General features: G+C 65.6%; 14 protein-coding genes. 8 read left to right on the top strand and 6 right to left on the bottom strand.

Features of this window, described 5'->3' with window-relative positions; genetic code table 11:
• Positions 1–102: 102 nt before the first annotated feature.
• A complete protein-coding gene (locus N5D45_RS00840) occupies positions 103–1,752 on the bottom strand; it encodes an ABC transporter ATP-binding protein (protein ID WP_279938365.1) in 1,650 nt (549 codons plus the stop codon).
• A gap of 173 nt (positions 1,753–1,925) precedes the next feature.
• Here N5D45_RS00840 and N5D45_RS00835 point away from each other — a divergent pair, with 173 nt between their 5' ends.
• The 4 genes from N5D45_RS00835 to N5D45_RS00820 are packed head-to-tail and all read left to right on the top strand — an operon-like array spanning position 1,926 to position 7,862.
• Positions 1,926–4,310: a TonB-dependent receptor gene (locus N5D45_RS00835; RefSeq protein ID WP_228354531.1), complete on the top strand. Its 2,385-nt coding sequence runs from the start codon at positions 1,926–1,928 to the stop codon at positions 4,308–4,310.
• A 10-nt stretch (positions 4,311–4,320) separates the two neighbouring features.
• Positions 4,321–5,784 carry a DUF3526 domain-containing protein gene (locus N5D45_RS00830; protein WP_228354532.1) on the top strand — a complete coding sequence of 488 codons (1,464 nt, stop codon included), beginning with the start codon at positions 4,321–4,323 and terminating at the stop codon, positions 5,782–5,784.
• Positions 5,781–7,139 carry an ABC transporter permease subunit gene (locus N5D45_RS00825; RefSeq protein WP_164191258.1) on the top strand — a complete coding sequence of 453 codons (1,359 nt, stop codon included), beginning with the start codon at positions 5,781–5,783 and terminating at the stop codon, positions 7,137–7,139. The genes N5D45_RS00830 and N5D45_RS00825 overlap by 4 nt, the downstream gene beginning before the upstream one ends.
• 12 nt (positions 7,140–7,151) lie before the next feature.
• A complete protein-coding gene (locus N5D45_RS00820; RefSeq protein ID WP_228354534.1) occupies positions 7,152–7,862 on the top strand; it encodes an ABC transporter ATP-binding protein in 711 nt (236 codons plus the stop codon).
• Here the strand turns inward: N5D45_RS00820 and N5D45_RS00815 are convergent.
• The 3 genes from N5D45_RS00815 to N5D45_RS00805 form a co-directional block, all read right to left on the bottom strand.
• Complete coding sequence (locus tag N5D45_RS00815; protein ID WP_279938364.1) at positions 7,859–9,631, bottom strand: asparagine synthase-related protein; 1,773 nt, start codon at positions 9,629–9,631, stop codon at positions 7,859–7,861. The two genes, N5D45_RS00820 and N5D45_RS00815, sit on opposite strands and share 4 nt — an antisense overlap.
• A gap of 81 nt (positions 9,632–9,712) precedes the next feature.
• Positions 9,713–10,414, bottom strand: a complete 702-nt coding sequence (locus N5D45_RS00810; RefSeq protein WP_099559312.1) for a lasso peptide biosynthesis B2 protein — start codon at positions 10,412–10,414, stop codon at positions 9,713–9,715.
• A gap of 84 nt (positions 10,415–10,498) precedes the next feature.
• Positions 10,499–10,651, bottom strand: a complete 153-nt coding sequence (locus N5D45_RS00805; protein WP_162292569.1) for a hypothetical protein — start codon at positions 10,649–10,651, stop codon at positions 10,499–10,501.
• A gap of 192 nt (positions 10,652–10,843) precedes the next feature.
• On the opposite strand from N5D45_RS00805, the gene N5D45_RS00800 reads away from it, so the two are divergent.
• The gene (locus N5D45_RS00800) at positions 10,844–11,770 is read left to right on the top strand and encodes a hypothetical protein (protein WP_197601434.1); all 927 of its coding nucleotides are present in this window, start codon (positions 10,844–10,846) and stop codon (positions 11,768–11,770) included.
• A 68-nt stretch (positions 11,771–11,838) separates the two neighbouring features.
• On the opposite strand, the gene N5D45_RS00795 is transcribed toward N5D45_RS00800, so the two are convergent.
• Positions 11,839–12,582 (bottom strand): FadR/GntR family transcriptional regulator, encoded by a 744-nt coding sequence (locus tag N5D45_RS00795; RefSeq protein WP_019336533.1) that lies wholly within the window; start codon positions 12,580–12,582, stop codon positions 11,839–11,841.
• Between the two features lie 102 nt (positions 12,583–12,684).
• Entirely contained in the window at positions 12,685–15,576 is a 2,892-nt protein-coding gene (locus N5D45_RS00790) for a TonB-dependent receptor (RefSeq protein WP_197656469.1), read from the bottom strand.
• A 241-nt stretch (positions 15,577–15,817) separates the two neighbouring features.
• Here N5D45_RS00790 and N5D45_RS00785 point away from each other — a divergent pair, with 241 nt between their 5' ends.
• Genes N5D45_RS00785 through N5D45_RS00775 form a run of 3 tightly spaced genes read left to right on the top strand, consistent with a single transcriptional unit; the run spans position 15,818 to position 20,783 of the window.
• A complete protein-coding gene (locus N5D45_RS00785; protein WP_197656468.1) occupies positions 15,818–17,257 on the top strand; it encodes a polysaccharide lyase 6 family protein in 1,440 nt (479 codons plus the stop codon).
• On the top strand, positions 17,254–19,482 hold the full coding sequence (locus N5D45_RS00780) for an oligoalginate lyase (protein WP_197656467.1): 2,229 nt from the start codon (positions 17,254–17,256) through the stop codon (positions 19,480–19,482). Before N5D45_RS00785 ends, N5D45_RS00780 begins: the two co-directional genes overlap by 4 nt.
• Complete coding sequence (locus tag N5D45_RS00775) at positions 19,479–20,783, top strand: MFS transporter (RefSeq protein WP_228354538.1); 1,305 nt, start codon at positions 19,479–19,481, stop codon at positions 20,781–20,783. Before N5D45_RS00780 ends, N5D45_RS00775 begins: the two co-directional genes overlap by 4 nt.

The following is a 20,783-nucleotide window of genomic DNA, read 5'->3' as shown; positions in this document are numbered from 1 at the left end:
GGCCAGGCGTCGACTGCACAGGTGGCACCGGGAACGGTCGCGCACAGCGTACCCCAGAAGCATCGCGCCCCAGCTGCAGGTGCAGGTGTCCGCCAGGTCCCGTCAGCCCGTGGCCAGCACGATCACCTGGTCGGCTGCGGTCACCACGCTGCGGCGATGGGTGATGGCCACGATCGTGACATCACCGGCAAGCGCGCGGATATGGCCCATGATCTCGCGCTCGGTCGCCTCGTCCAGCGCCGAGCTGGCTTCATCCAGGAACAGGATGGCGGGCGCTCCGTAGAGTGCACGCGCAATGGCGATGCGCTGCCGTTCGCCGCCGGAAAGTTTCAGGCCACGCTCGCCCACGGTGGTTTCAAAGCCTTCGGGCAGCGCGTCGATCAAGGCCAGGATCGACGCCTGGCGGGTCGCGCGGCGCAACCGGGCGTCGTCGCGCGGGCGCCCCAGCAGGATGTTGTCGGCCAGGCTCTCGTTGAGCAGGATGACATCCTGGGGAACGACGGCGACGACGGCGTGCCACGCGGCACGGTCGATGTCGGCCAGGTCGATGCCATCCACCAGGATGCGACCGTGCTGGGGCTCGATCGACTTCAGTGCCAGCTTGAACAGCGTCGACTTCCCTGCCCCGGTCTCCCCCATCAGGAAGTTGATGCCGCCGCGCCCGGCGTGGAAGGACGCATCCCGGACGCCACGGCCATTGCCGTAGCGATGGCTGACATGCTGGAACTCGATCCGGCCGCATTCTCCGTGGAATCGGCCGGCGTTTGCTGCCTGCCGCTCTTCGGGTGCCGCCCACAGGGACGATAGCGGCGTCAGCAGCGTCCACGAACGGGCAACGTCATCGATCGAGCGCGCGATCATTTCAAAGGGCATGTTGAGCTGCAGCAACAGCAGGTTGAACAGCACGATATCGCCGACGCTCAGGTCACCGCTCTGATAGCGCGGGAGCAGCAGTGCGAAGGTGACGATGAACTCGACCGCCAGGCCGATGCCCAGCAGCGCGATGAAGCCGACCCGCTGCAGCACGTAGGCCCGCCAGCTGTCGCGCACCTCCTGGGCCTTCTGTTCGAAGCGCTGGATCATCCACGCGCTGCCGCCGAACTGGCGCAGCGTCTCCATCGCGTTCATCGCATTGCCGACGAAGCGCGCATTCTGCTGGCCCGCTTCGACCGCCGCCTCACGATGGATCCGTGCTCGCCGGGTAGCGATGGCCGAGAGCGTGACGGCCACAGAACCGTAGCCCAGCACGATCGCCACCATCTGCAGGTTGATCAGCGCACCCAGTGTCAGCAGGGTCAGCAGGATCTGCAGTGCGCTGGGAATGAACACCACCAGGCCAAGCTGCACCACGATCTTCAGGGCGTTGCGGCCCTTCTCCCCGGCCACCTGCAGTTCGGCTGCGTTGTAATCCAGGAAGAAGCTGTGTGTCTTCTTCAGCAGCCGCGCGAAGTAGCGGGTGCTGGTGATGAAACCCAGGTTCTCGCCACTGAGGAACGACAGGTACTGCACGGTGTTCTGCAGGATGCTGGCGGCACCGAGCATCACCGCGTAGAGCAGGAACCCTCCCGTCAGTTCACGGATGCCTTCCGTGCTGATGCGGTCGATCAGGCGCGAGAACAGGTACGGCGCTGCCACCGTGGCCAGGCTGGAAAGCACGACGATGGCGGCAATCAACAGCAGCAGCCTGCGGTCCGCCTTCCAGTACGCGGTGAGGATCTCGGTGACCGGCGGCGGCAGCGCGAACATTCTCATCAGCGTCGGTCCGGCATCGGTGCAGTGGCTCCTGTGTGGCGGTGCGCCTGCCGTCGCCCCTCGGCACAGCAAGAGATCGTCGCGCATCCTGAATGATATGATATAACATCTTTATTGAAGGCGCGATGGCTCGTGCCGCAGACCAACATCCGATGAGATCGATGGACCGGGGCATGAACAACGCATCCACCGCCAGGCCGGCGGCATTGGTGGTCGCCAGCCTGGCCGCCGCTCTGCAGCTCAACGCTTCGGCAATGGCGCAGGATGCCAGCGCTCCCGGCAGTCCTGTCCAGGGCGACCGGCGATCCGATACCGCCACGCTGGACAAGGTGATGGTCATTGGCAGCAACATCCGCGATGCCATTGGCGGCGGCGCCTCCCCGGTCATCGTGATCGACCGGGAGGCCATTGATCGAACCGGGGTGGCCTCGTTGCAGCAGCTCTTCGAGAAGCTGCCGCAGAACTTCGGCGGTGGTGCCAACGGCGCCAACGTCGGCAACCTCGGCGTCGACCGCGATACCGGCAACAACTTCGGCCAGGGCACCGCCATCAACCTGCGTGGCCTCGGCACGGGCACCACGCTGACGCTGATCAACGGCCACCGTGTGACCTCCTCGAACCGCTATCAGTACGTCGACATCTCGCTGATTCCGCTGAGTGCCATCGAGCGCGTGGAGATCCTCACCGATGGCGCCTCGGCCATCTACGGCACCGACGCCGTCGGCGGTGTGGTCAACATCGTCCTGCGCCGCGATTTCACCGGCTATGAAACCTCGCTGCGCTACGGCAGCGTCACCCGCGGCAGCATGGACGAGTACCAGGCATCGCAGTCGGCCGGCTGGTCGTGGGAGGGTGGCCACCTGATGGCCAGCTACGAGTTCCTGAAGCAGTCCAACCTCGCCGCGGTCGACAAGGACTTTTCCAGGAACGTCACGGTCAGGCCGTACGACATCTATCCCGGCTCGAAGCGGCACAGCCTGTATCTGGACGGCGTGCAGGCGCTCAGTGATGTGCTGACGCTCAACCTGACCGGCTCCTTTGCCAAGCGCGAGATGGACACCACCATTTCCGGCACTGCCGACGAGACCCGCCTGTTCCCGCACACGCGGCAGTTCGATGTGTTCGCCGGCCTTACCCTCGAGCTTCCGCGCCAGTGGCAGGCCCGTCTGAATTCCGGATTCGGCAGAAGCGACGTCTCCTACGAGAGAACCACCATCACCGGCAGCTCGGTCAGCACCGCACCGCCGACGGATACCCATTCCGAATCGCGCTACCTGGAGATGATCGCCGACGGCGAGCTGTTCAATCTTCCGGCCGGCGGCGTACGCGCGGCATTCGGTGCGGGCTACCGCCGCGATGGCTATGAACTGCTCGATCACCGTGGGCTTGAGAAGCCGCTGGATCTGCAGCGCACGATCCGTTCCGCTTTCGCCGAGCTCAACATTCCGCTGCTGGCAGACATGCCTGGCGTTCGCCGGCTGTCGCTGACTGCGGCCGCACGCTACGACGACTACAGCGATTTCGGTTCCACCCTCAACCCCAAGCTCGGCCTGCTGTGGGAAGCAACGGAAGGTCTTTCATTCCGCACCAGCTACGGCCGCTCCTACCGGGCGCCGGTCTACCAGGACATGCAACTGAACAACACCGTGGTGGTGGCCAAGGTACCCAACCCGAGCGCGGCCAACGGAAGCACGGTGCTGATGATGCTCTCCAACGGCAACCCGGACCTGGGGCCCGAACGTGCCAAGACCTGGACCGGCGGCTTCTCGTTCGCGCCCCCGTCGCTGCCGGGCCTCAAGATCGACGCGAACTACTACCACATCGAGTATGCCGACAGGATCGGCAGCGGTTTCGGCGGCAGTTTCCCGTCGCTGTTCCTGCAATCCACCGTGCCCTATGCGGACCTGCTGACCGTCAACCCGACGCCGCAGCAGATCCAGCAGGCGCGCCAGCTGGGTGCCTCCGGCCTGGGACTGTTCGTATCGCGGGTGGGCCCTTATGCGCTGACACCAGGAACCGATGAAACCAGCAGCGAGGTCATCCTCGACAACCGCTTCCGCAACAACGCGTTCACTTCGCAGCGCGGCGTCGACTTCAATGCCTCCTACGATTTCGACGCCGGCCAGACCCGTATCGCATTGAACCTTGCCGGCCAATACATCATCGATTCCAAGCGCCGCGTGACCGCCACCTCGCCCGAGGTCGACGCGGTGAACGCGGTGTACTTCCCGGTCGACCTGAAGGTGCGCGGTGGCCTCGCCGTAAGCCACCGGCAGGTCGCCGGTGGGTTGTTCGTGAACTATGTGGACAGCTATCGCGATCCCGCCAACCGCGCCGACCCCCATGTCAACTCGTGGACGACGGTCGACCTCAATCTCAGGTATGACTTCAGCGGTTCTGCCGGCACCGGCCAGGGCACCTCGCTGGCCTTCAACGTGCAGAATCTGTTCGACAGGAATCCGCCCTTCATCGTCAACAGCATCAACACCGGTTTCGACCCGACCAATGCAACGGCGCTCGGCCGCTTCCTGTCCATGACATTGACCCATCGCTGGTAGAGCGCCCGCCGTGAGCGATGCCTCCCCCGCCCTCTCCAGACCCGCATCCGCCCTGCGCCAGGCGCTGGCCGTTGCCGCGACCCAGCTGAAGCTGATGTGGCGCGAACGGCGCCTGTTGTGGCTCGCGCTGACCCTGCTGCTGCTTGCGGGAGCGTCGGTTACCACGGGCGCAGCACGGCTGGCCCAGCAGGCCCAGGAGCGTCAGATCGTAGCGGAGCAGGAGGCCGGGCTGTGGGACAGCCAGGGCACGATCGACCCGCATGCTGCCGCGCACGTCGGCCGCGCCATTCCCGCGCCGGTGCGGCCGCTGGCGGCGCTCGACCCGGGCATCACGGATTTCGTCGGCACCTCGGTGTTCATCGAAGGCCATGCGCAGAACCCGGCCCGGCACCGACCCATCGACGCCGGCACCGCGCTCAGCCGGTTCGATGGCTTCTCCGTCGCATGGGCGCTGCAGGTCGTGGCGCCCCTGCTGATCATCCTTGCCGGATTCGCCAGCCTCTCCGGCGATGTCACCCGCGAGACCCTCCGCCAGGAGCTCGGCAGTGGTGCATCGGCCCACGTGCTGATCGGTGGCCGCCTGATCGCGCTGGCAACGGCATCGCTGCTGCTGGTCCTCGCCCTGCTGGCGGTCAGCCTTCCGGGCATGGTCGGCCGCACCCTCGGCACGGCCGACATCACGGCGCTCGTTGCGATGTTCGCGGCGTATGCGCTCTATCTCCTGGTGTTCTGCGCCATCACCATCGGTGTCTCGGCGCGCTTCAGCGCAGCACGCACGTCGCTGGTGGTGCTGCTCGGCTTCTGGGTGGTGGCCACCCTGCTCGCGCCGCGGGTGGCCCCCGCACTGGCCGAATCGCTGTATCCCACGCCTACTGCACCCGCGTTCCGGGCGGCGGTCACCGAGGACGCGGAGCACGGCGCTGATGGTCACGACCCGGCGGACAAGCGGCTGGACGCACTGAAAGCAGAGATGCTGGCACGCTACCAGGTGAAGGACGTGGACGATCTTCCGGTCAACTTCCGCGGTGTGGCGCTGGAGTTCGCCGAAGCGAATTCCACCGAGACCTACAACCGCCACTTCGAGCGCATCTACGCCACCTACCAGCGGCAGGCGATCACGCAACGCGCCTTTGCGGCGCTGTCCCCCACCCTCGCGCTGCAGGCCGTGTCACGGGCACTGGCGCGCACCGACTTCCCTGCACATCTGGCGTTCCTGCGCGGGGTCGAGGACTATCGCTACCGGCTGATCCAGGCACTCAACCTGGAAGTGAAACAGCACAAGGCCGCGAACGGCAGCAAGCATCTGGCCGATATCGCGACCCTTACCCGCTCCGTGGCGTACAGCCCGCAACAACCCCCGCTGGGCCACATCGCCGCGGCACAGTCGGTGAACTTCGCCATCCTGCTGGCCTGGGTGCTGCTGGCCCTGGGGCTGGTGTTCACGTCGGCGCGGCATCTCGGGAGTGCCCCATGAGCAGCCTGTCGATCGCAGGGCATGAGATCCGTCGCCTGCTGCGTGACCGGGCGTTGCCGGTGCTGCTTGGCCTGCTGGCGGTGCTGGCGGCCTTTGCAGCATGGAATGGCAGTGCGTGGGTCGGGCAGCGCGAGGCAGCCATCAGCCTGATCAACGCGGAAGAACAGGATGCCAGGGACCGAAGCCGGGGATTCGTTGGCAAGGCACCGTCGGTACTGCCCCGCGTCCAGCCGGTGCTCCCTCCCGGCCCGATGGCGGCATTGTCGATTGGACAGGCGGACGCCTACCCCTACACCGCCGACGTGGTTGCGCTGGGCGACCGTAGCCAGCTGCTCAGGCATGTGTGGTCCGACATCGGCAATCCTGCCGTGCAGGCCGCTGGCCGATTCGACCTGGCCTTCGTCATTGTCTTTCTGCTGCCCTTGGTCATCCTGGCGACCACCTTCGACCTCTGGTCGCGCGAACGCGAGCGCGGCATCACCGCGTTGATGTTGTCACAGCCCATCGCGGCGGGACGGCTGATCGCGGTCAAGGCGCTGGCCCGCGCTGCCATCGTGCTGCTGCCTGCGCTGGCGATCATCCTTGCCGTTGCCGCTGGTTCGGGGGCCACGAGTCCTTCCGGCCTGGCCGCGCTTGCCCTGATCGTGCTCGCCTACGGCAGCGTCTGGCTGGCGCTGGCGGTGCTTATCGGCTGCTTCGCCCGGCGCACCACCGAGGCCGCGATCGCTTCCGGCGCACTGTGGCTGCTGATCGTTGTCATGGCCCCGTCACTGGTCCTGGCAGCGGTGAACCTGAGGGTTCCACCGCCCTCGCAGATGCAGCTGGCCACCGCGTTGAAGGCGCAACTGGCCGACACTGCCCGCCAGCAGCAGCTGCGCCACGCGGCAGCCTCCCCCGCCACGCGTTCGCCAGCACCGCGCATTGCGGACGCCGTGCGCGTGGCCTATGCCGATCTTGTCCAGGCCGATCAGGCCATCGCGCCCTTGATCGCCGCGCATACGGAGGCTGAGGACGTGCGACGCCGGGCACTCGACCGGGCGCGCCTGCTGCTGCCGTCGGTCGCGGTGCAGGATGCACTGGACCGCCTCGCCGGATCCGACGCCGACCGGGCGCTGGCGTTCCAGCAGCAGGTCCTCATGTACTGGCACGCACGTCGGCAGCTGCACAAGGACTATCTGGACCGTGACGTGCCACAGACGCTGGCCGAGTACGACGCCCTGCCCCGTTTCGAATTCCAGGACACGGCGGGCGCCCTGCAACGCGGTGTACTGATCGACCTGGCCGCGTTGGCGGTCGCCACCCTGCTTCTGCTGATCGCAGCCTGGTCGATGCGGCGTCGGCTGGCCACCCCCTGAGGTACACCACTCATGCTGACTGCAACGCATCTGGTCAAGGAACACGGCACGCATCGGGCGCTGGATGATGTGAGCTTCACGGTAGCTCCCGGCGAGATCTTCTGCCTGCTGGGTGCCAACGGGGTCGGCAAGTCGACCACGATCAAGCTGTTCCTGGGCTTCCTCGAACCCACCTCCGGATCCGCCGAGGTTGATGGGCTCAGTGCCTGGCAGCGGCCACAGGAGGTACGCCGGCGCCTGTTGTACATCCCGGAGAACGTGGCGCTGTATGACGAACTGACCGGCTATGAAAACCTGGATTACTTCGCGCGCCTGGCTGCGGTGGAGCAGCGTTCGCCCGCACGGCTGAAGGAAGCGCTCAGGTCTGCCGGGCTGGCGCCCGAGGCATTCGGGAGACGCGTCGGGCTTTACTCCAAGGGCATGCGCCAGAAGGTGGGCATCGCGCTGGCCATCATCAAGGAAGCCAGGGCACTGCTCCTTGACGAGCCGACGTCCGGCCTGGACCCGACCGCTTCGGCCGAATTCCACGAGCTGATAGTGCGCCAGCGCGACCGCGGCACGGCGATCCTGATGGCCACCCACGATCTGTTCCGTGCCCGCGAAGTGGCGACGACCATCGGGCTGATGCAAGCCGGCAGGCTGCGCAGGACACTGGATGCCAGCACGATCACCGCCAATGACCTGGAGAGCCTCTACCTTGAGGAAATGAGCCGGAGCGGCTAGGCCACGCCGACCGCAGGCGCGCCTGGCCGGCCCATCCAGCGCCTGAGCCAGGCTTCGATGTTGACCTGCGGACCGAAGATGCCCAGCACCTGGGAGGAGTGATCCGGGCTGACCCTGCGGATGCCCGCGTCGGCCGATGCGCTGTCGATGTAGCCCCGCCGCGCCAGCAGGCCATCCACCAGCAGGCCCCTGATGAACTGCTGATGCCGCTGGGTGACCGCCACCGAGTGATCGTCGAGGTAGGACTTCACCTTGCGCGACAGCAGCGCCTGCGGCAGCAGGCCCTGCAGTGCGCGACGCGCGATCGTCCGGTCTTCCGCGCCGGCCATCAGCAGGTGCAGCGGCAGGCGGGCGAACAGTTCCACCACAGGCTGCGCGCTGATGGGTGATACGCCGTGCCAGCGTCCGGCGCCCTCGAAGGGATCGAGCACGCTGGTCGGGAAGATCATCCGGCCGATGTGCGCCAGCTTGTGCGGAGAGAGCCTGTGCCCCTGTGCGCGTGCCTGCCGCAGCCAGGCCGGCGGCACGCCATCCTGTTCTGACGCATCCACCTTCACCCATTCGCACGGGTTGCCCCAGCGGCCATTGATGTTGCCCGGCTTCTTGAGCACGCCGTGGACGAAGGCATCCTTGAATACCCCGTACAGCGAATCACCCGACTGCGCGGTTTCGAACGCAACACGGAAAAAGTCACGGTCGATCCCACGCCGCCACGCATAGTCGATGGCAGCGGCATTGCCCTTGAAGCGGAGGAAGACCGCATCGCCGCCGACACCGGTGAACTGCACCGTGTCCACGTCGACATCCACGTCGCGCCGATGCAGCAGGTAACCCGAGCAATGCGCAGGACGCGCGGTTCGCGGGAAGTCCATGATCTCTTCCAGCGAGCAGTGCGGCTGCCGTTGGTACTCGACGAACTCGCAGCTCCTTCCGGAGGATTCACGGGCACCGGCAACGGCCATGCGCGCGAACATGCGCTCATCGGCACCAATGCCGGCATCGTAGTGATGGACGCACTTCACCTCCGGTGCGGAGGGCGCATGCAGCAGGCCGGCGAGGACGATGGAGGAGTCCAGCCCGCCGGACAACTGAAGCTGGATGCATCGATGCTGGCTCGCCAGCGCACCGATACAGCCCAGCAGCGTTGCACGTGCCAGTTGCACGGCTTCCTCCAGATCTTCGATGGGCGCTTCACTGGCCTGCCGCACCACATCCCACTGGTAGTGCCGGCCGATCGGCCGGCCATCACGGATCGTCACTGCCTCGCCCGCTTCGAGCGCGGTGACCTCCTCGAAGCCTGTCTGCAGGCCGTCACGGAACGGGAACAGCAGCGAATAGGACAGGAACGACCAGTCGACGTTGAAGTCACCCACTCCCAGCAGCAGGCAGTCTTCCATGCTCGAAAAGACCACCGTCAACTGATCGACCGTGGTCATGTAGCACGGAATCTCCGCTGTCGGATCGCGCAGCACGAACCAGCGGGTGGTATCCGGCTGGTAGCCCACGGCAACGTAGCGCCCCCAGTACTGCTCCACCAGGCTCCTGCCCTGCGTACTGCAGGCGCTGTCTGCCGATGCAGCATCGGGAAATGCCCTTGCGGGAACGGTATCGGCGGCGAACACCTTGTGGAACAGCTTGCCGAGTACCACCAGCGGACCGGACCGGCTGTACTCGAAGTAGCCCGGGTTGTCGGTCTGGGCATAGATGGCGCCGCCGCAGCCCTTCATCACGCAGGCGATGCCGGGGCGGCCCGCTTCGATCCGTTCCATGGCCTGCAAAGCCTGCGCACGAGCGGATTCGGAATGTTCGTTCCAGAACAGAGCGATGTATCGGTACATGCCTCAAGCCGGTTACAGCACCAGGATGGGCGTCATCCGGCGCAGATTGAAGGGGATGTCGGTCAGGACCTGGTCGCCGTGCTGCAACCAGCAATGCGCTGCGAACGGCTGGGTGCGCACCGCGAACACCCACGCGGGAACGATGCCGTACCGCGACAGGAACTCACGCATGGCCAGGCAGTAGAGGAAGCACTCATCGGTCTTCCTGAAGGCGATCGGTCGCAACCAATCGAACACCCGGACCAGGAGGGCCAGCTGCTGCAGATCCACCTCGCCCGGCATGGAGGCCTGACCGCGCCTACGGGCTGCCGACACCGTGTAGTTGAAAGGCAGGAACGTCCTGCTGCAGGCCGCGCGCGTGACCGAGGCCAGGAAGCGGCGCACATCGCAGGCCGTGATCGGCGGACATCCTCGGGACTCGCCCTCGCGCACCCAGTGCAGGGGCAACGCGATTTCGGCACTTGCTGCGGATTTGCCACGCAGCGGATCCTGGGTGATCAGGCGCCGATCAAGCAGCGACTGCAGCATCCTCGGCCTCGGCGCTCCATCGGAGGCCAGGGGCCAGTCCTGCACCAGCCCGCCAAGCGCCGCCGCTCCGCGCCGATCGATGGAGAGATAGCTGCCGGAGGCCTGATCAAGAATGACCATTGCGTCACCGGTCACACAGACATGTGCGTGCTTCGAAAGGAAGTAGGTGGTTTCAGGCTGGTCCATCGCGAGCGTGATCTCATGCTGCTGCAGGCATCAGAGCGGTGCATGCGGGGGGCATGCACCGCAGGTCATGCAGGGTGCGATGGATCAGGGCGAGGTGGTCGGGAAGACGCCATCCCACAACGTGCCGTGGTTGTGCGCCTTCGTTTCGGAAACCACCGAGCCCAGCTCGATCAGTTCACCCTGGTCTTCGTGATTCTGCTCTCCAGCCACTACGCCCAGCTCAATCAGTTCGTTCATGAACATCTCCTCTAGTCAGTGGATGCACCCACGCGATGCAGTGGATGCACAGCGGCCAGGCCAGCCTCGCCCCACGTGTTTCAGGACGATTGCCGCCAAGGCACGTAAATGTTACGATATAACATATTATTTTGGTGTGACGGCCGACCGTGATCGGACGGCGCTGCAGCGACTCCCAAGAGAGCGAGATGGATGCCCACCGAGATCAATGACGATGGCCTTGATTCCACCCTTCTGCTGAAGGGCCTGTTTCCACTGCCGAAGTTCATCCGCTTCGTCCGGGAGCGTTGCCCACCAGGAAGCTTTGATGAAGCGATGCTGGTGGAGCAGTGGCGGGAAGCCCGCGCCCTGGTGCGTCGCCTTCATCACGACGAAGCAGACCACGCCGATGCCATGGACGTCCTCGACCTGCCCGAAGAGATGCGGCCACTGGCCGAGCAGGCGCTTCGCCAACCCTCGATGCACCGCATGACGAGCATGGTCCCACGCAGTTGGAAGATGGTGGAGATCGACCGGCTGGTGGTCTTCCAGGAGTGCATCAACCTGCGCCACATCGATCAGCTTGCAGCGGCCACGGCCGCGTCACCCGATGCAAGCGAGATCATGGAGCTGGTGGCGCGACGTGGACGCCACACACATCCGGATGTGCGCTTTACCCAGTCCGATGGCATCTACACGTTCGCATCTGCGTCCAACGACCTGCGCTTCCTCGACGTGGCGACGATCGACCCTCGCACCATCGCCGGTTACGAGCCGTTCGGCGCAGCCAGCCACGCCCTTGTCGTCTATCTCGGTTTCAGCGACAACCTGATCAGCGCCACACGCATTGGCCGCCGGATCATCCTGACCAACGGCTCGCACCGGCTGTACCTGCTGCGCAGGCTCGGCTTCCGCCATGCCCCCTGCCTGGTGACCGATGCGTCCGACAGCGATCTGTCCGACGTGTTGCTGCCCGCCGCGGTGAAGCAGGATCGGCCGTTCTATCTGGGCGCTTCGCGACCGCCGATGTTCAAGGACTACCTGGATCCACGCCTGACCTGCACCGTGCCGGTCACCCGCAAGCACTATGCGCTCAGGGCCAAGCTGGATCTGCAGCGGATCACGGTTCCAGCGGTGTAGAAAGGCCGTGGGCATCAAGCCCGACGGCGGTAGCCAGCCACATCAGGTCGTCGCCCGCAGAACGCCTTTCAGATACGCGTCGTCGCCATGAACCGTTCGCGGTCCTGCTGCGTGCGGCGGCGGATCTCCTCCAGCGCCTGGCTTTCGGTCGCCTGCAGCATGGCTTCGAACAGGCGCTGGAAGTGATGGCGCATCGCATTGCGTGCGGCCACCGGATCACGCGCACGCAGGGCTTCGAAGATGGCCATGTGCTCGTCGGCACGGCTGGCGCCATCATCGTGGCAGACCCGGGCATAGACCTCGCTCACCCGCGGCAGTTCGCTGCGCATGCGCCAGATCTGCTGCACGAAAAATTCCACCACCGGATTGCCGGAAAGCCGTGCGATGGCCAGGTGGAAACGGCGGTCGTACTCGCCGGCTTCGGCGTCGCTCAGGTCGCGACGGCACAGCGCTTCGGCCAACGCCTGCAATTCGGCAATGCCGGCATCATCCAGATTGCTGGCAGCCAGCGCGGCAGCCTCGGCTTCGAATACCGCGCGGGCAGCGGTGAGGTCGAAGGCGCTGACATCCGGCAGCCCACCGGACGCCTGCGTCGGGCGCGGCTTCACATGCACGCCCGAACCGATGCGGATGGCGATCCAGCCCTGTGCTTCCAGTGCGATCTCGGCTTCGCGGATGGTGACCCGGCTGACACCGAACCGTTCGGCCAGTTCACGCTCGCCCGGCAGCCGCGAGCCCGGCGGAAATTCGCCGTCCTCGATCAGCTTGCGGAGCTTGGCAGCGATGGTCTGGTAAAGGCGGTTGGCGGACATGCGGCTGACCCTTGGCGATTCCCTCCGGGTCCCTGCCCTGCCACCGCGGCCGGCAAGGGTCCGGTTGGAGCGACGGCGCGACCACTGGCCGCGCCGCCCTGTTCAGAACTTGTATCGTACACCGAAATACGCACGCCGCCCGTAGGTCACCACTTCGCGGAAGTTCCCATAAAGCGGCTGGTAGGCCACGCGCGGCTCGTTGGTCAGGTTCATCAGCTCCAGCGACAGCGACAACTGCTTGTTCACCCGGTAGCGCAGGCGCAGGTCCACGCTGGTGTTGTCATCATAGTAGCGGTTCTGCTGCGCGGTGTTGCCGGTGAAGTCCTGGTAGTAGTGCGAGCGGAACTTGCCGATGGCCTGGATGTTGAAGCGCCCGACGTCCCAGTAGATCGAGCCGGACAGGACGTGCCGCGAGAAGCCGCTGAGACCCGCCGGCGGCACGATCGCCGGAATGATCGTGCCATCACTGGCCAGCTGCTCGCCCAGTCGTGAGTCCTGGGTCCGGTAGTCGGCATCGGCGTAGTTGTAGCTGACCTTGAAGCCCAGCCCGTCGAACGGCTTGGGCAGGTACGACAGTCGATGGGTGGCGGTCAGCTCGAAGCCGGTCAGCGTGCTGTCCTCGTCGGTGGTTACCTGCTGCCGCACCGGCACAGTCACGCTCTGGCCGTCGATGGTGTAGGTCTCCGGCATCAGCGCAGTGGCGGTGCCGCCGTTGAACTGCTTCCAGTACACCGCGCCGGCCAGCATCGTGTCCGGGTTCGGGTACCACTCCAGTGACAGGTCGCCGTTCCAGGACATCAGCGGCTGCGCCGCCGGGTTGCCACTGGCGCTGATGTCATCCAGCGCACCGGCCAGGTTGCCGTAGGTGGCATCACTGCTCACGTTGATGGTGCGCCCCGCACCCAGCGCGGCGATGTCCGGCCGTGACATCGCGCGGTATGCACCGACCCGCAGCAACACGTCCGGGCGCAGTTCGAAGGCCGCGTTGAGGCTGGGCAGCAGCTTGTCGTTGCCCGCCTTGAACACCTGCGTGCTGTACTCGCCGGTGGGTTGCAGGCGGATCGTCCCGTCACCGTTGTCCTCGATACGCAGGCCGGTACGCACGCCTTCGGAGCGAACATCGGTCTTGACCCAGCGCAGGCCGAGGTTGCCGGTCACCGGCAAACCGAACAGGCTGCTGCTGAACTCACCCAGCAGATAGAGCGCGCGTGTCTTCTCGGTGATATCGACATTGTTCGGATCCTGGAAACCCGGATCCAGCCCGCTGTCGAGGCTGCCACGGAACGACTGGTACAGGCAGTTCGGATCGAAGTACGCCCACGAGGAGATCGTGTTGCCGCTGGCGGCATCCATGAAGTCATCCTGGGGGAATGGTGCGCGGCAGGCCTGGTTGGCAGCGATGATCTTCGCCTTGTCGGCCGCCACGCGCTGGTCGTAGTCGGTTACCAGGGTGTTGTCGCGCAGGCGGTAGTCGGCCTGGCTGGCGCGCACGCCGCCCTTGATGCGGGTGAAGAAACCGGACTCGGGCATGAAACTGGCATCGAAGCGGCCGGCCTTGATCTTGTGGTCGTTCTCCGTTGCGCTTGAGGTCACCCGCGCCGCCCCGGTGTAGGCGTCCCAGTTGGTGGGGTCGAAGTTCGGGGCCAGCGCAACACTGGGCACTTCGCCGTGCCAGTCCCAGTCATAGTCCACGTAGCCGGTGGCACCACTGCTGATGCCGGGCACGACGGCATTGTTGACGTCGCGCTGGTTCGCGCGCAGGCGGGTCATGCGCTCGCTATCGAGGCGATTGGTGTGCGAGTACGAAAGATCGGTGGACAGCTCCCAGGCCGGGGTCGGTCGCAGGATCAGGTTCAGGCCACCCCCGGTGTATTCCTCGCCACGCCAGTAGCGGTTGGAGGTGGAGTCGATCGAGGTGCTGCCATGCAGGTGGCGCACGATGCCCTCTGCGTCCACGTCGCGCTGGGTGATGCCGCGACGTGCGTTGGACAGGCTCAGATCGCTGCGGTTCTCGTACCAGTTGCGCTCGGTGTGTTCGAAGTCGAGATTCACTTCAACCACGTCATTGGGCCGCCACTGCAGGGCAGCGAACTCGCTCTGGCGGTCGTTGCGCTCCTGCTTGAGCCGGTAGATGCGGCTGCTGGGCACCAGGTAGTAAGGTGCGCCGTTGGCGATGGCCTGCGCGGACACTTCATTGCAGTTGGCATTACCCACGTTCTGCGTGCCATCGCAGGCATACCAGGTGGAACCGCTGGTGATGCTCTCTTCCGGATCGGTGCCGTCCAGGCGCTGGAAACCCAGCGAAATGCCCAGCTTCTGCCCGTTGCCGAACTCGAACTGGTCGATGTAGCTGGCGGTGCCGCGGTAGCCGATGCCGTCGTCGTCGCGGTACTTCTTGTCATACTCGGCCCAGCTGCCACGCAGATCGATCTGCGCCGCCCGCTTGCCGTACTCCAGTGGGCGCACTGTTTCCAGGCCGATGGTGCCGGCCACGCCGCCTTCGATGATATCGGCGCGCTGGGTCTTGTAGATGGCGACCGTATTGATCAGCTCGGCGGGGAACATGTTGAAGTTCACCGAGCGGTCGCCACTGCCGTTGGTGATCTCGCGGCCATTGAAGTTGGTGCTGCTGAGGAAGGCGCCCAGGCCACGGATGGAGATTTCCGAGGCCCCGGTCTTGTCGCGGGTCGAGGCGGCGCCGGTCAGGGTCTCGATCGCGTCGGCCAGCGAGGGCGCCGGCAGGTCGCCGATGTCATCGGCCGAGAGCACATCGGCAATGACCGTGTCGTCGCGCTTCTTGTTGATCGAACTCTGCATCGATTCGCGGATGCCGGTGACCTGCACCTGGTCCAGCGTGGTGGGATCCTGCCCTGCTGCCTCCTTGCTGGATTGCGCCTGGGCCGTGGGCAGGCCCGCCAGCACGGCAAGCAGCGCCACGATCAGGGGTGTGGGGGACAACGAGATGCTATGCACTGCTCCGGCGGGTCGCCGCATGGTTTCCTCCTCCCAAAGGATCGCCTGCATGCCAGGCGTGGGACGCAGCTTCGGCACGGCGACATGAAAATGTCAACCAATTGGTATGTGAGTGTTCAAATGCCTTTGATCCATACCAGTTGATCGCAATTTAATGTGCTTATGCAGCATGACTTTGCGCGAAAGCTGGCTTACAACAGACCCGAAAGTGGTATGCAGACCCACCCTGAAACGACGGCCGGGCCGTCCCTGGAAGGATTTCATGCGCATTCACTCGCTGGCACGTCACCCGTCCAACTATCCATCACTGTTTTGCCTGGCCACTGGTCTGGTCATGTGCCTGACCACTTCAGCGGCAAGTGCTACCAGCTGGCTCGTCCACGATGTCGCTGAGTTCACTACCGCCGCCTCGGCGCTGCAGCCCGGCGATGAGATCGTGTTGGCTGACGGCATCTGGACCGACGCCCGGTTGCTGCTGAAGGGCCAGGGCACGGCAGCCGCGCCGATCACGCTGCGCGCGCAGACCGCCGGCAAGGTCGTCTTCAGCGGGCGCTCGGACCTGCGCCTGGCAGGGAGCTACCTGCAGGTGTCCAACCTGGTGTTCCGCAACGGCTACGCACCGGGTGATGCGGTGGTGGCATTCCGCGAATCGAGCAAGGCCGTCGCCAGCAACAGCCGCGTCACCGGCCTGGTGATCGACGACTACACCAACCCCAATGCCAGCGACCAGGACTACTGGGTTTCCTTCTATGGCAGCCACAACCGCCTCGATCACAGCCAGCTGCGCGGCAAGACCAATGCCGGGCCGACCGTGGTGGTGGTGCGCGATGCCACCCAGGGCCTGGACAACCAGCACCGCATCGACCACAACTGGTTCGGCCCACGCCCAGCGCTGGGCGTCAACGGCGGTGAAACGATTCGCGTCGGCACCAGTGACACCTCACTGAGCAATTCCAACAGCACGGTGGAGAACAACTGGTTCGAAGGCTGCGACGGCGAGACCGAAATCGTCTCCAACAAGTCTGGCGGCAATACCTACCGCGGCAACGTGTTCTATCGTTCGGCCGGAGCACTGACCCTGCGCCACGGCAATGGCAACCGGGTGATCGACAATGTCTTCCTCGGCGATGACAAGGCCGGCACCGGCGGCGTACGCATCATCAACGCCGACCAGACCGTCAGCAACAACTACTTTGAACGGCTGGCCGGGTCCAGCAACCGTTCGGCACTGGCGGTGATGGATGCGCAGGCCAATCCGCCGCTGTCCGGCTATGCGCCGGTGGTAAATGCCACGATCAGCCGCAACACCTTCGTGGACGTGGCGAAGATCAGTTTCGGCGTCGGCCATGATGAGGCGAAGGGCATCGTGGTGGCCGCCAGCAACAGCCGCTTCACCGGCAACCTGATCGTCAACCGCACCAGCAGGAACCCGCCCAATGCCGCCAGTTCGCTGGCCGGTATCGACTTCAGTGGCAACGTGCAGTCGCCGGCAGCCAGCACTGTGTTCCCGGGAGGCGTAGAGAGCCGTGGTGTCAGCCTGCAGCAGGCTGATAGCGGATTGTGGGTTGCCACGCCTGCCCTGCCCGCCGTGGGTGCCGATCCTGCCCTGGCAATGACCGCGCGCGAGGCGACCGGCGTTGCCTGGTATCCCAAGGTGGGCGAAGTTGCCCTGCCACGCACCCCCAATGGAGTTGATCGATGAGGTTGCAGCCGCTGTTCATTTCCCTGGCTTTGGCCGCCCCCTTCGCCCTGCTGCCGAGCGCATCGCTGTTCGCAGCCCCCACTGCTGCCGTGCGACAGGCCGAGGCCGCGCCGGTGCTGGTCACCGCCGCACAGTGGCAGCAGATGGCCAGCGAAGGCCGCCGCTACCCGTGGTTTTCCAAGGAACAGGCGCGCACCGAGGCGACGCTGAAGAAGATGATGAAAGCCGGTATCGACGTGCCGGTACCCAAGGACAAGGGCGGCGGGCGCACCCATGAACAGCACAAGCGCAACTACCAGGCGCTGCTGGCGGCGGGCACGCTGTACCGGCTGACCGGCGACAGGGCCTACGTGGACTATGCGCGCGACATGCTGCTGCAGTATGCCCAGCTCTACCCGACGCTGGGCCCGCACCCGGAAGGCCGTGGGCAGATCCCCGGGCGCGTGTTCTGGCAGGTGCTCAACGATTCGGTATGGCTGGTCAACGCCATCCAGGGCTACGACGCGATCCGCGACGCGCTGTCCGCCAACGACCGCAACACCATCGAATCGAAGGTGTTCCGGCCAATGGCCGAGTTCCTCGTCAGCGAGCCGAAGAACTACGACCAGATCCACAACCACGCCACCTGGGCGGTGGCCGCCACCGGCATGACCGGCTACGTGCTGCGCGACCCTGAGCTGGTGGAGAAATCCCTGCGCGGCAGTCGGAAGGACGATCAATTCGGCTTTCTTCGGCAGATCGACCTGCTGTTCTCGCCCGATGGTTACTACGAGGAAGGCCCCTACTACCAGCGCTATGCACTGGCGCCGTTCCTGCTGTTCGCCAATGCCATAGAACGCAACGAACCTCAGCGGAAGATCTTCGCGCGCCGTGACGGCGTGCTGTTGAAGGCCGTGGATGTGCTGGTGCAGTCCAGCTACAACGGCTTGTTCTTCCCGATCAACGACGCCATCCTGGACAAAGGCATCGACACCGAAGAGCTGGTGGCCGGCATCGGCATCGCCTATGCGCGTACCGGTGATGACCGCCTGCTGTCCGTGGCCCAGCAGCAGAAGCGCCTGCTGCTTTCGCCCGAAGGGCTGGAGGTGGCGCAGGCGCTGGCGGCGAACAAGGCCAAGCCTTTCGACTACAGGCCGATGCTGCTGCGCGACGGCCCTGACGGCGACCGCGGCGGCTTGGCCATTCTGCGCATGAACGGCGAGCGCGGCCAGGCGCTGGTGCAGAAGGCCACCATGCAGGGCATGGGCCACGGCCACTTCGACAAGCTCAACTGGTTGTTCTACGACAACGGCAACCCGGTGGTGACCGACTACGGCGCGGCCCGCTTCCTCAACGTGGAAGCCAAGCGCGGCGGCATCTACCTGGCCGAGAACCGCAGCTGGGCCAAGCAGACCGTGGCCCACAACACCCTGGTGGTGGACGAGCAGAGCCACTTCAAGGGCGACTGGAAGCGCGGCGAGGAGCATGCCCCGCAGGTGCGCTTCTTCCAGGCCGATGCCGATACCCAGGTCGCCTCGGCAACCATGCGCGATGCGTATCCAGGCGTGATCTTCACCCGCACCCAGGCGCTGCTGCGCCACCCCGACCTGGGTCTGCCAGTGGTGCTGGATCTGTTGCAGGTGCACGGTAACAAGGCCGCGCGCTACGACCTGCCGCTGCACTTCAACGGTCACATCGTCACCACCGGCTTCGAGGCCGAACACTTCCCCGCCCAGCGCCCGGTGCTGGGCAAGGACAACGGCTACCAGCACCTGTGGCTGGATGCACGCAGCAAACCCGGCAGCGAACCGCGTTCGCTGGCCTGGCTGCTGGACGGCCGCTTCTACACCTACCGCTTCGGCAGCAGCGCACCCGCGCAGGCGCTGCTGGTGGAAAGCGGTGCCAACGACCCGGAATTCAACCTGCGCCGCGAACCGGCCCTGCTGCAGCGCGTGGAAGGCCAGAAGGACGTGACCTTCTTCAGCGTGCTGGAGCCGCACGGCGAGTACAACGGCACCGCCGAGTACGTGCACGGCGCCGACAGCCGCATCAAGGACATCGTGCGCACCCGTGGCAGCGATGCCGAGGTGATCGAACTGCGCCTTGCCAGTGGAGCCCGCATCGCGCTGGGCGTGGCCGATGACAGCAGCGCCAAGGGCGAGCACAGCGTGACCGTCGACGGGCATGCCTACGGCTGGAGCGGCAGCCACGCGCGCATGGACCGCAGCAAGGATGACGCGAAATGAACGGCCCTGCGGTGGTGGCCAACCTGCGCAAGGTGCCGGTGCGTTCAACAGTGCGCTGGCTGATCGTGGGCCTGATCGCCGTGGCTACGGTCATCAACTACATCGACCGCAACGCACTGGCGGTGATGTGGCCGGAAATCGCCAAGGAAGTGGGCGCGACCAAGGATGACTACGCGCTGCTGGTGACGGTGTTCATGCTGTTCTATGCCGCCGGCCAGTTCCTGTTCGGGCGCCTGTTCGACATGATCGGAACGCGCCTGGGTTTCGCTCTGTCGATCAGCGTGTGGTCGATCTCCATCGCCCTGCATTCGGTCACCCATTCGATGCTGTCCTTCAGCCTGGTGCGGGCGATGCTCGGCATCAGCGAGGCCGGTGCCTGGCCCGGCGCGGTCAAGGCCAATGCCGAGTGGTTCCCGGCACGCGAGCGCGCATTGGCGCAGGGCGTGTTCAACGCAGGTGCATCGATCGGCGCGATTGTCTCCGCACCGGCCATCGCCGGCCTGTACCTGTGGCTGGGCTGGCGCGGCACCTTCGTGCTGGTCGGTGCGATCGGCTTCCTGTGGCTGCTGCCATGGCTGTTTGTCTACCGCGCCGGGCCGGACAGGCATCCGTGGGTGAGCGATGCCGAGCGCCGGTTGATCCAGGAAGACCAGGCCGGGCAGCAGGCAGAGGTGGCACCGAAGGCCAGCGTTCGTGAGCTGCTGGCCCACCGGCAGAGCTGGGGCATGCTCGCCTGCCGCTTCCTCCTGGACCCGATCTGGTGGTTGTTCGTGTCCTGGCTGCCGATCTACCTGGCCGAAACCTTCGGCTTCGACATCAAGCAGATCGGCCTGTTCGCCTGGGTGCCGTTCGTTGGCGCGATGCTGGGCAGCCTCAGCGGCGGTTGGCTGTCCGGGCGGATGATCCGCGCCGGGCACAGCGTGGACCGCGCCCGCAAGCTGGCCATCACGCTGGGCTGCGTGATCATGGCCCCTGCCCTGCTGGCTGCCGTGCTGGCCAACCAGCCGCTGCTGGCGGTGCTGGCGATCGCTGCCGTGCTGTTCGGCTTCCAGGTGGCCATCGGCAACATCCAGACCCTCCCCGGCGATCTGTTCGACGGCCGCTCGGTGGGCACGCTGGCGGGCCTGGGGGGCCTGGCCGCCGTGGCCGGCACCTTGATCACCACCTGGCTGGTGCCGGTGCTGACCCGCCATTCCTACGCTCCGATCTTCATCCTCGTTGCCGCGCTGGTGCCGCTGTCGCTGGCTGCGCTGTGGTGGTGGACCGGGCCTATCCAGAAGCTCGACCGCCGCGCCGGTTGA

Source organism: Stenotrophomonas sp. GD03819 (assembly GCF_029841665.1).
Taxonomy (GTDB): domain Bacteria; phylum Pseudomonadota; class Gammaproteobacteria; order Xanthomonadales; family Xanthomonadaceae; genus Stenotrophomonas; species Stenotrophomonas geniculata.
The sequence above is the reverse complement of the archived record's forward strand: the minus strand, read 5'-3'. Positions and strand labels throughout refer to the sequence as shown.

Coding starts and splice junctions, on each gene's coding strand:
- N5D45_RS00840 (WP_279938365.1), bottom strand. CDS start 1,752: ATGAGAATGTTCGCGCTGCCGCCGCCGGTCACCGAGATCCTCACCGCG.
- N5D45_RS00835 (WP_228354531.1), top strand. CDS start 1,926: ATGAACAACGCATCCACCGCCAGGCCGGCGGCATTGGTGGTCGCCAGC.
- N5D45_RS00825 (WP_164191258.1), top strand. CDS start 5,781: ATGAGCAGCCTGTCGATCGCAGGGCATGAGATCCGTCGCCTGCTGCGT.
- N5D45_RS00820 (WP_228354534.1), top strand. CDS start 7,152: ATGCTGACTGCAACGCATCTGGTCAAGGAACACGGCACGCATCGGGCG.
- N5D45_RS00815 (WP_279938364.1), bottom strand. CDS start 9,631: ATGGAACGGATCGAAGCGGGCCGCCCCGGCATCGCCTGCGTGATGAAG.
- N5D45_RS00810 (WP_099559312.1), bottom strand. CDS start 10,414: ATGGACCAGCCTGAAACCACCTACTTCCTTTCGAAGCACGCACATGTC.
- N5D45_RS00805 (WP_162292569.1), bottom strand. CDS start 10,651: ATGAACGAACTGATTGAGCTGGGCGTAGTGGCTGGAGAGCAGAATCAC.
- N5D45_RS00800 (WP_197601434.1), top strand. CDS start 10,844: ATGCCCACCGAGATCAATGACGATGGCCTTGATTCCACCCTTCTGCTG.
- N5D45_RS00795 (WP_019336533.1), bottom strand. CDS start 12,582: ATGTCCGCCAACCGCCTTTACCAGACCATCGCTGCCAAGCTCCGCAAG.
- N5D45_RS00790 (WP_197656469.1), bottom strand. CDS start 15,576: ATGCGGCGACCCGCCGGAGCAGTGCATAGCATCTCGTTGTCCCCCACA.
- N5D45_RS00785 (WP_197656468.1), top strand. CDS start 15,818: ATGCGCATTCACTCGCTGGCACGTCACCCGTCCAACTATCCATCACTG.
- N5D45_RS00780 (WP_197656467.1), top strand. CDS start 17,254: ATGAGGTTGCAGCCGCTGTTCATTTCCCTGGCTTTGGCCGCCCCCTTC.
- N5D45_RS00775 (WP_228354538.1), top strand. CDS start 19,479: ATGAACGGCCCTGCGGTGGTGGCCAACCTGCGCAAGGTGCCGGTGCGT.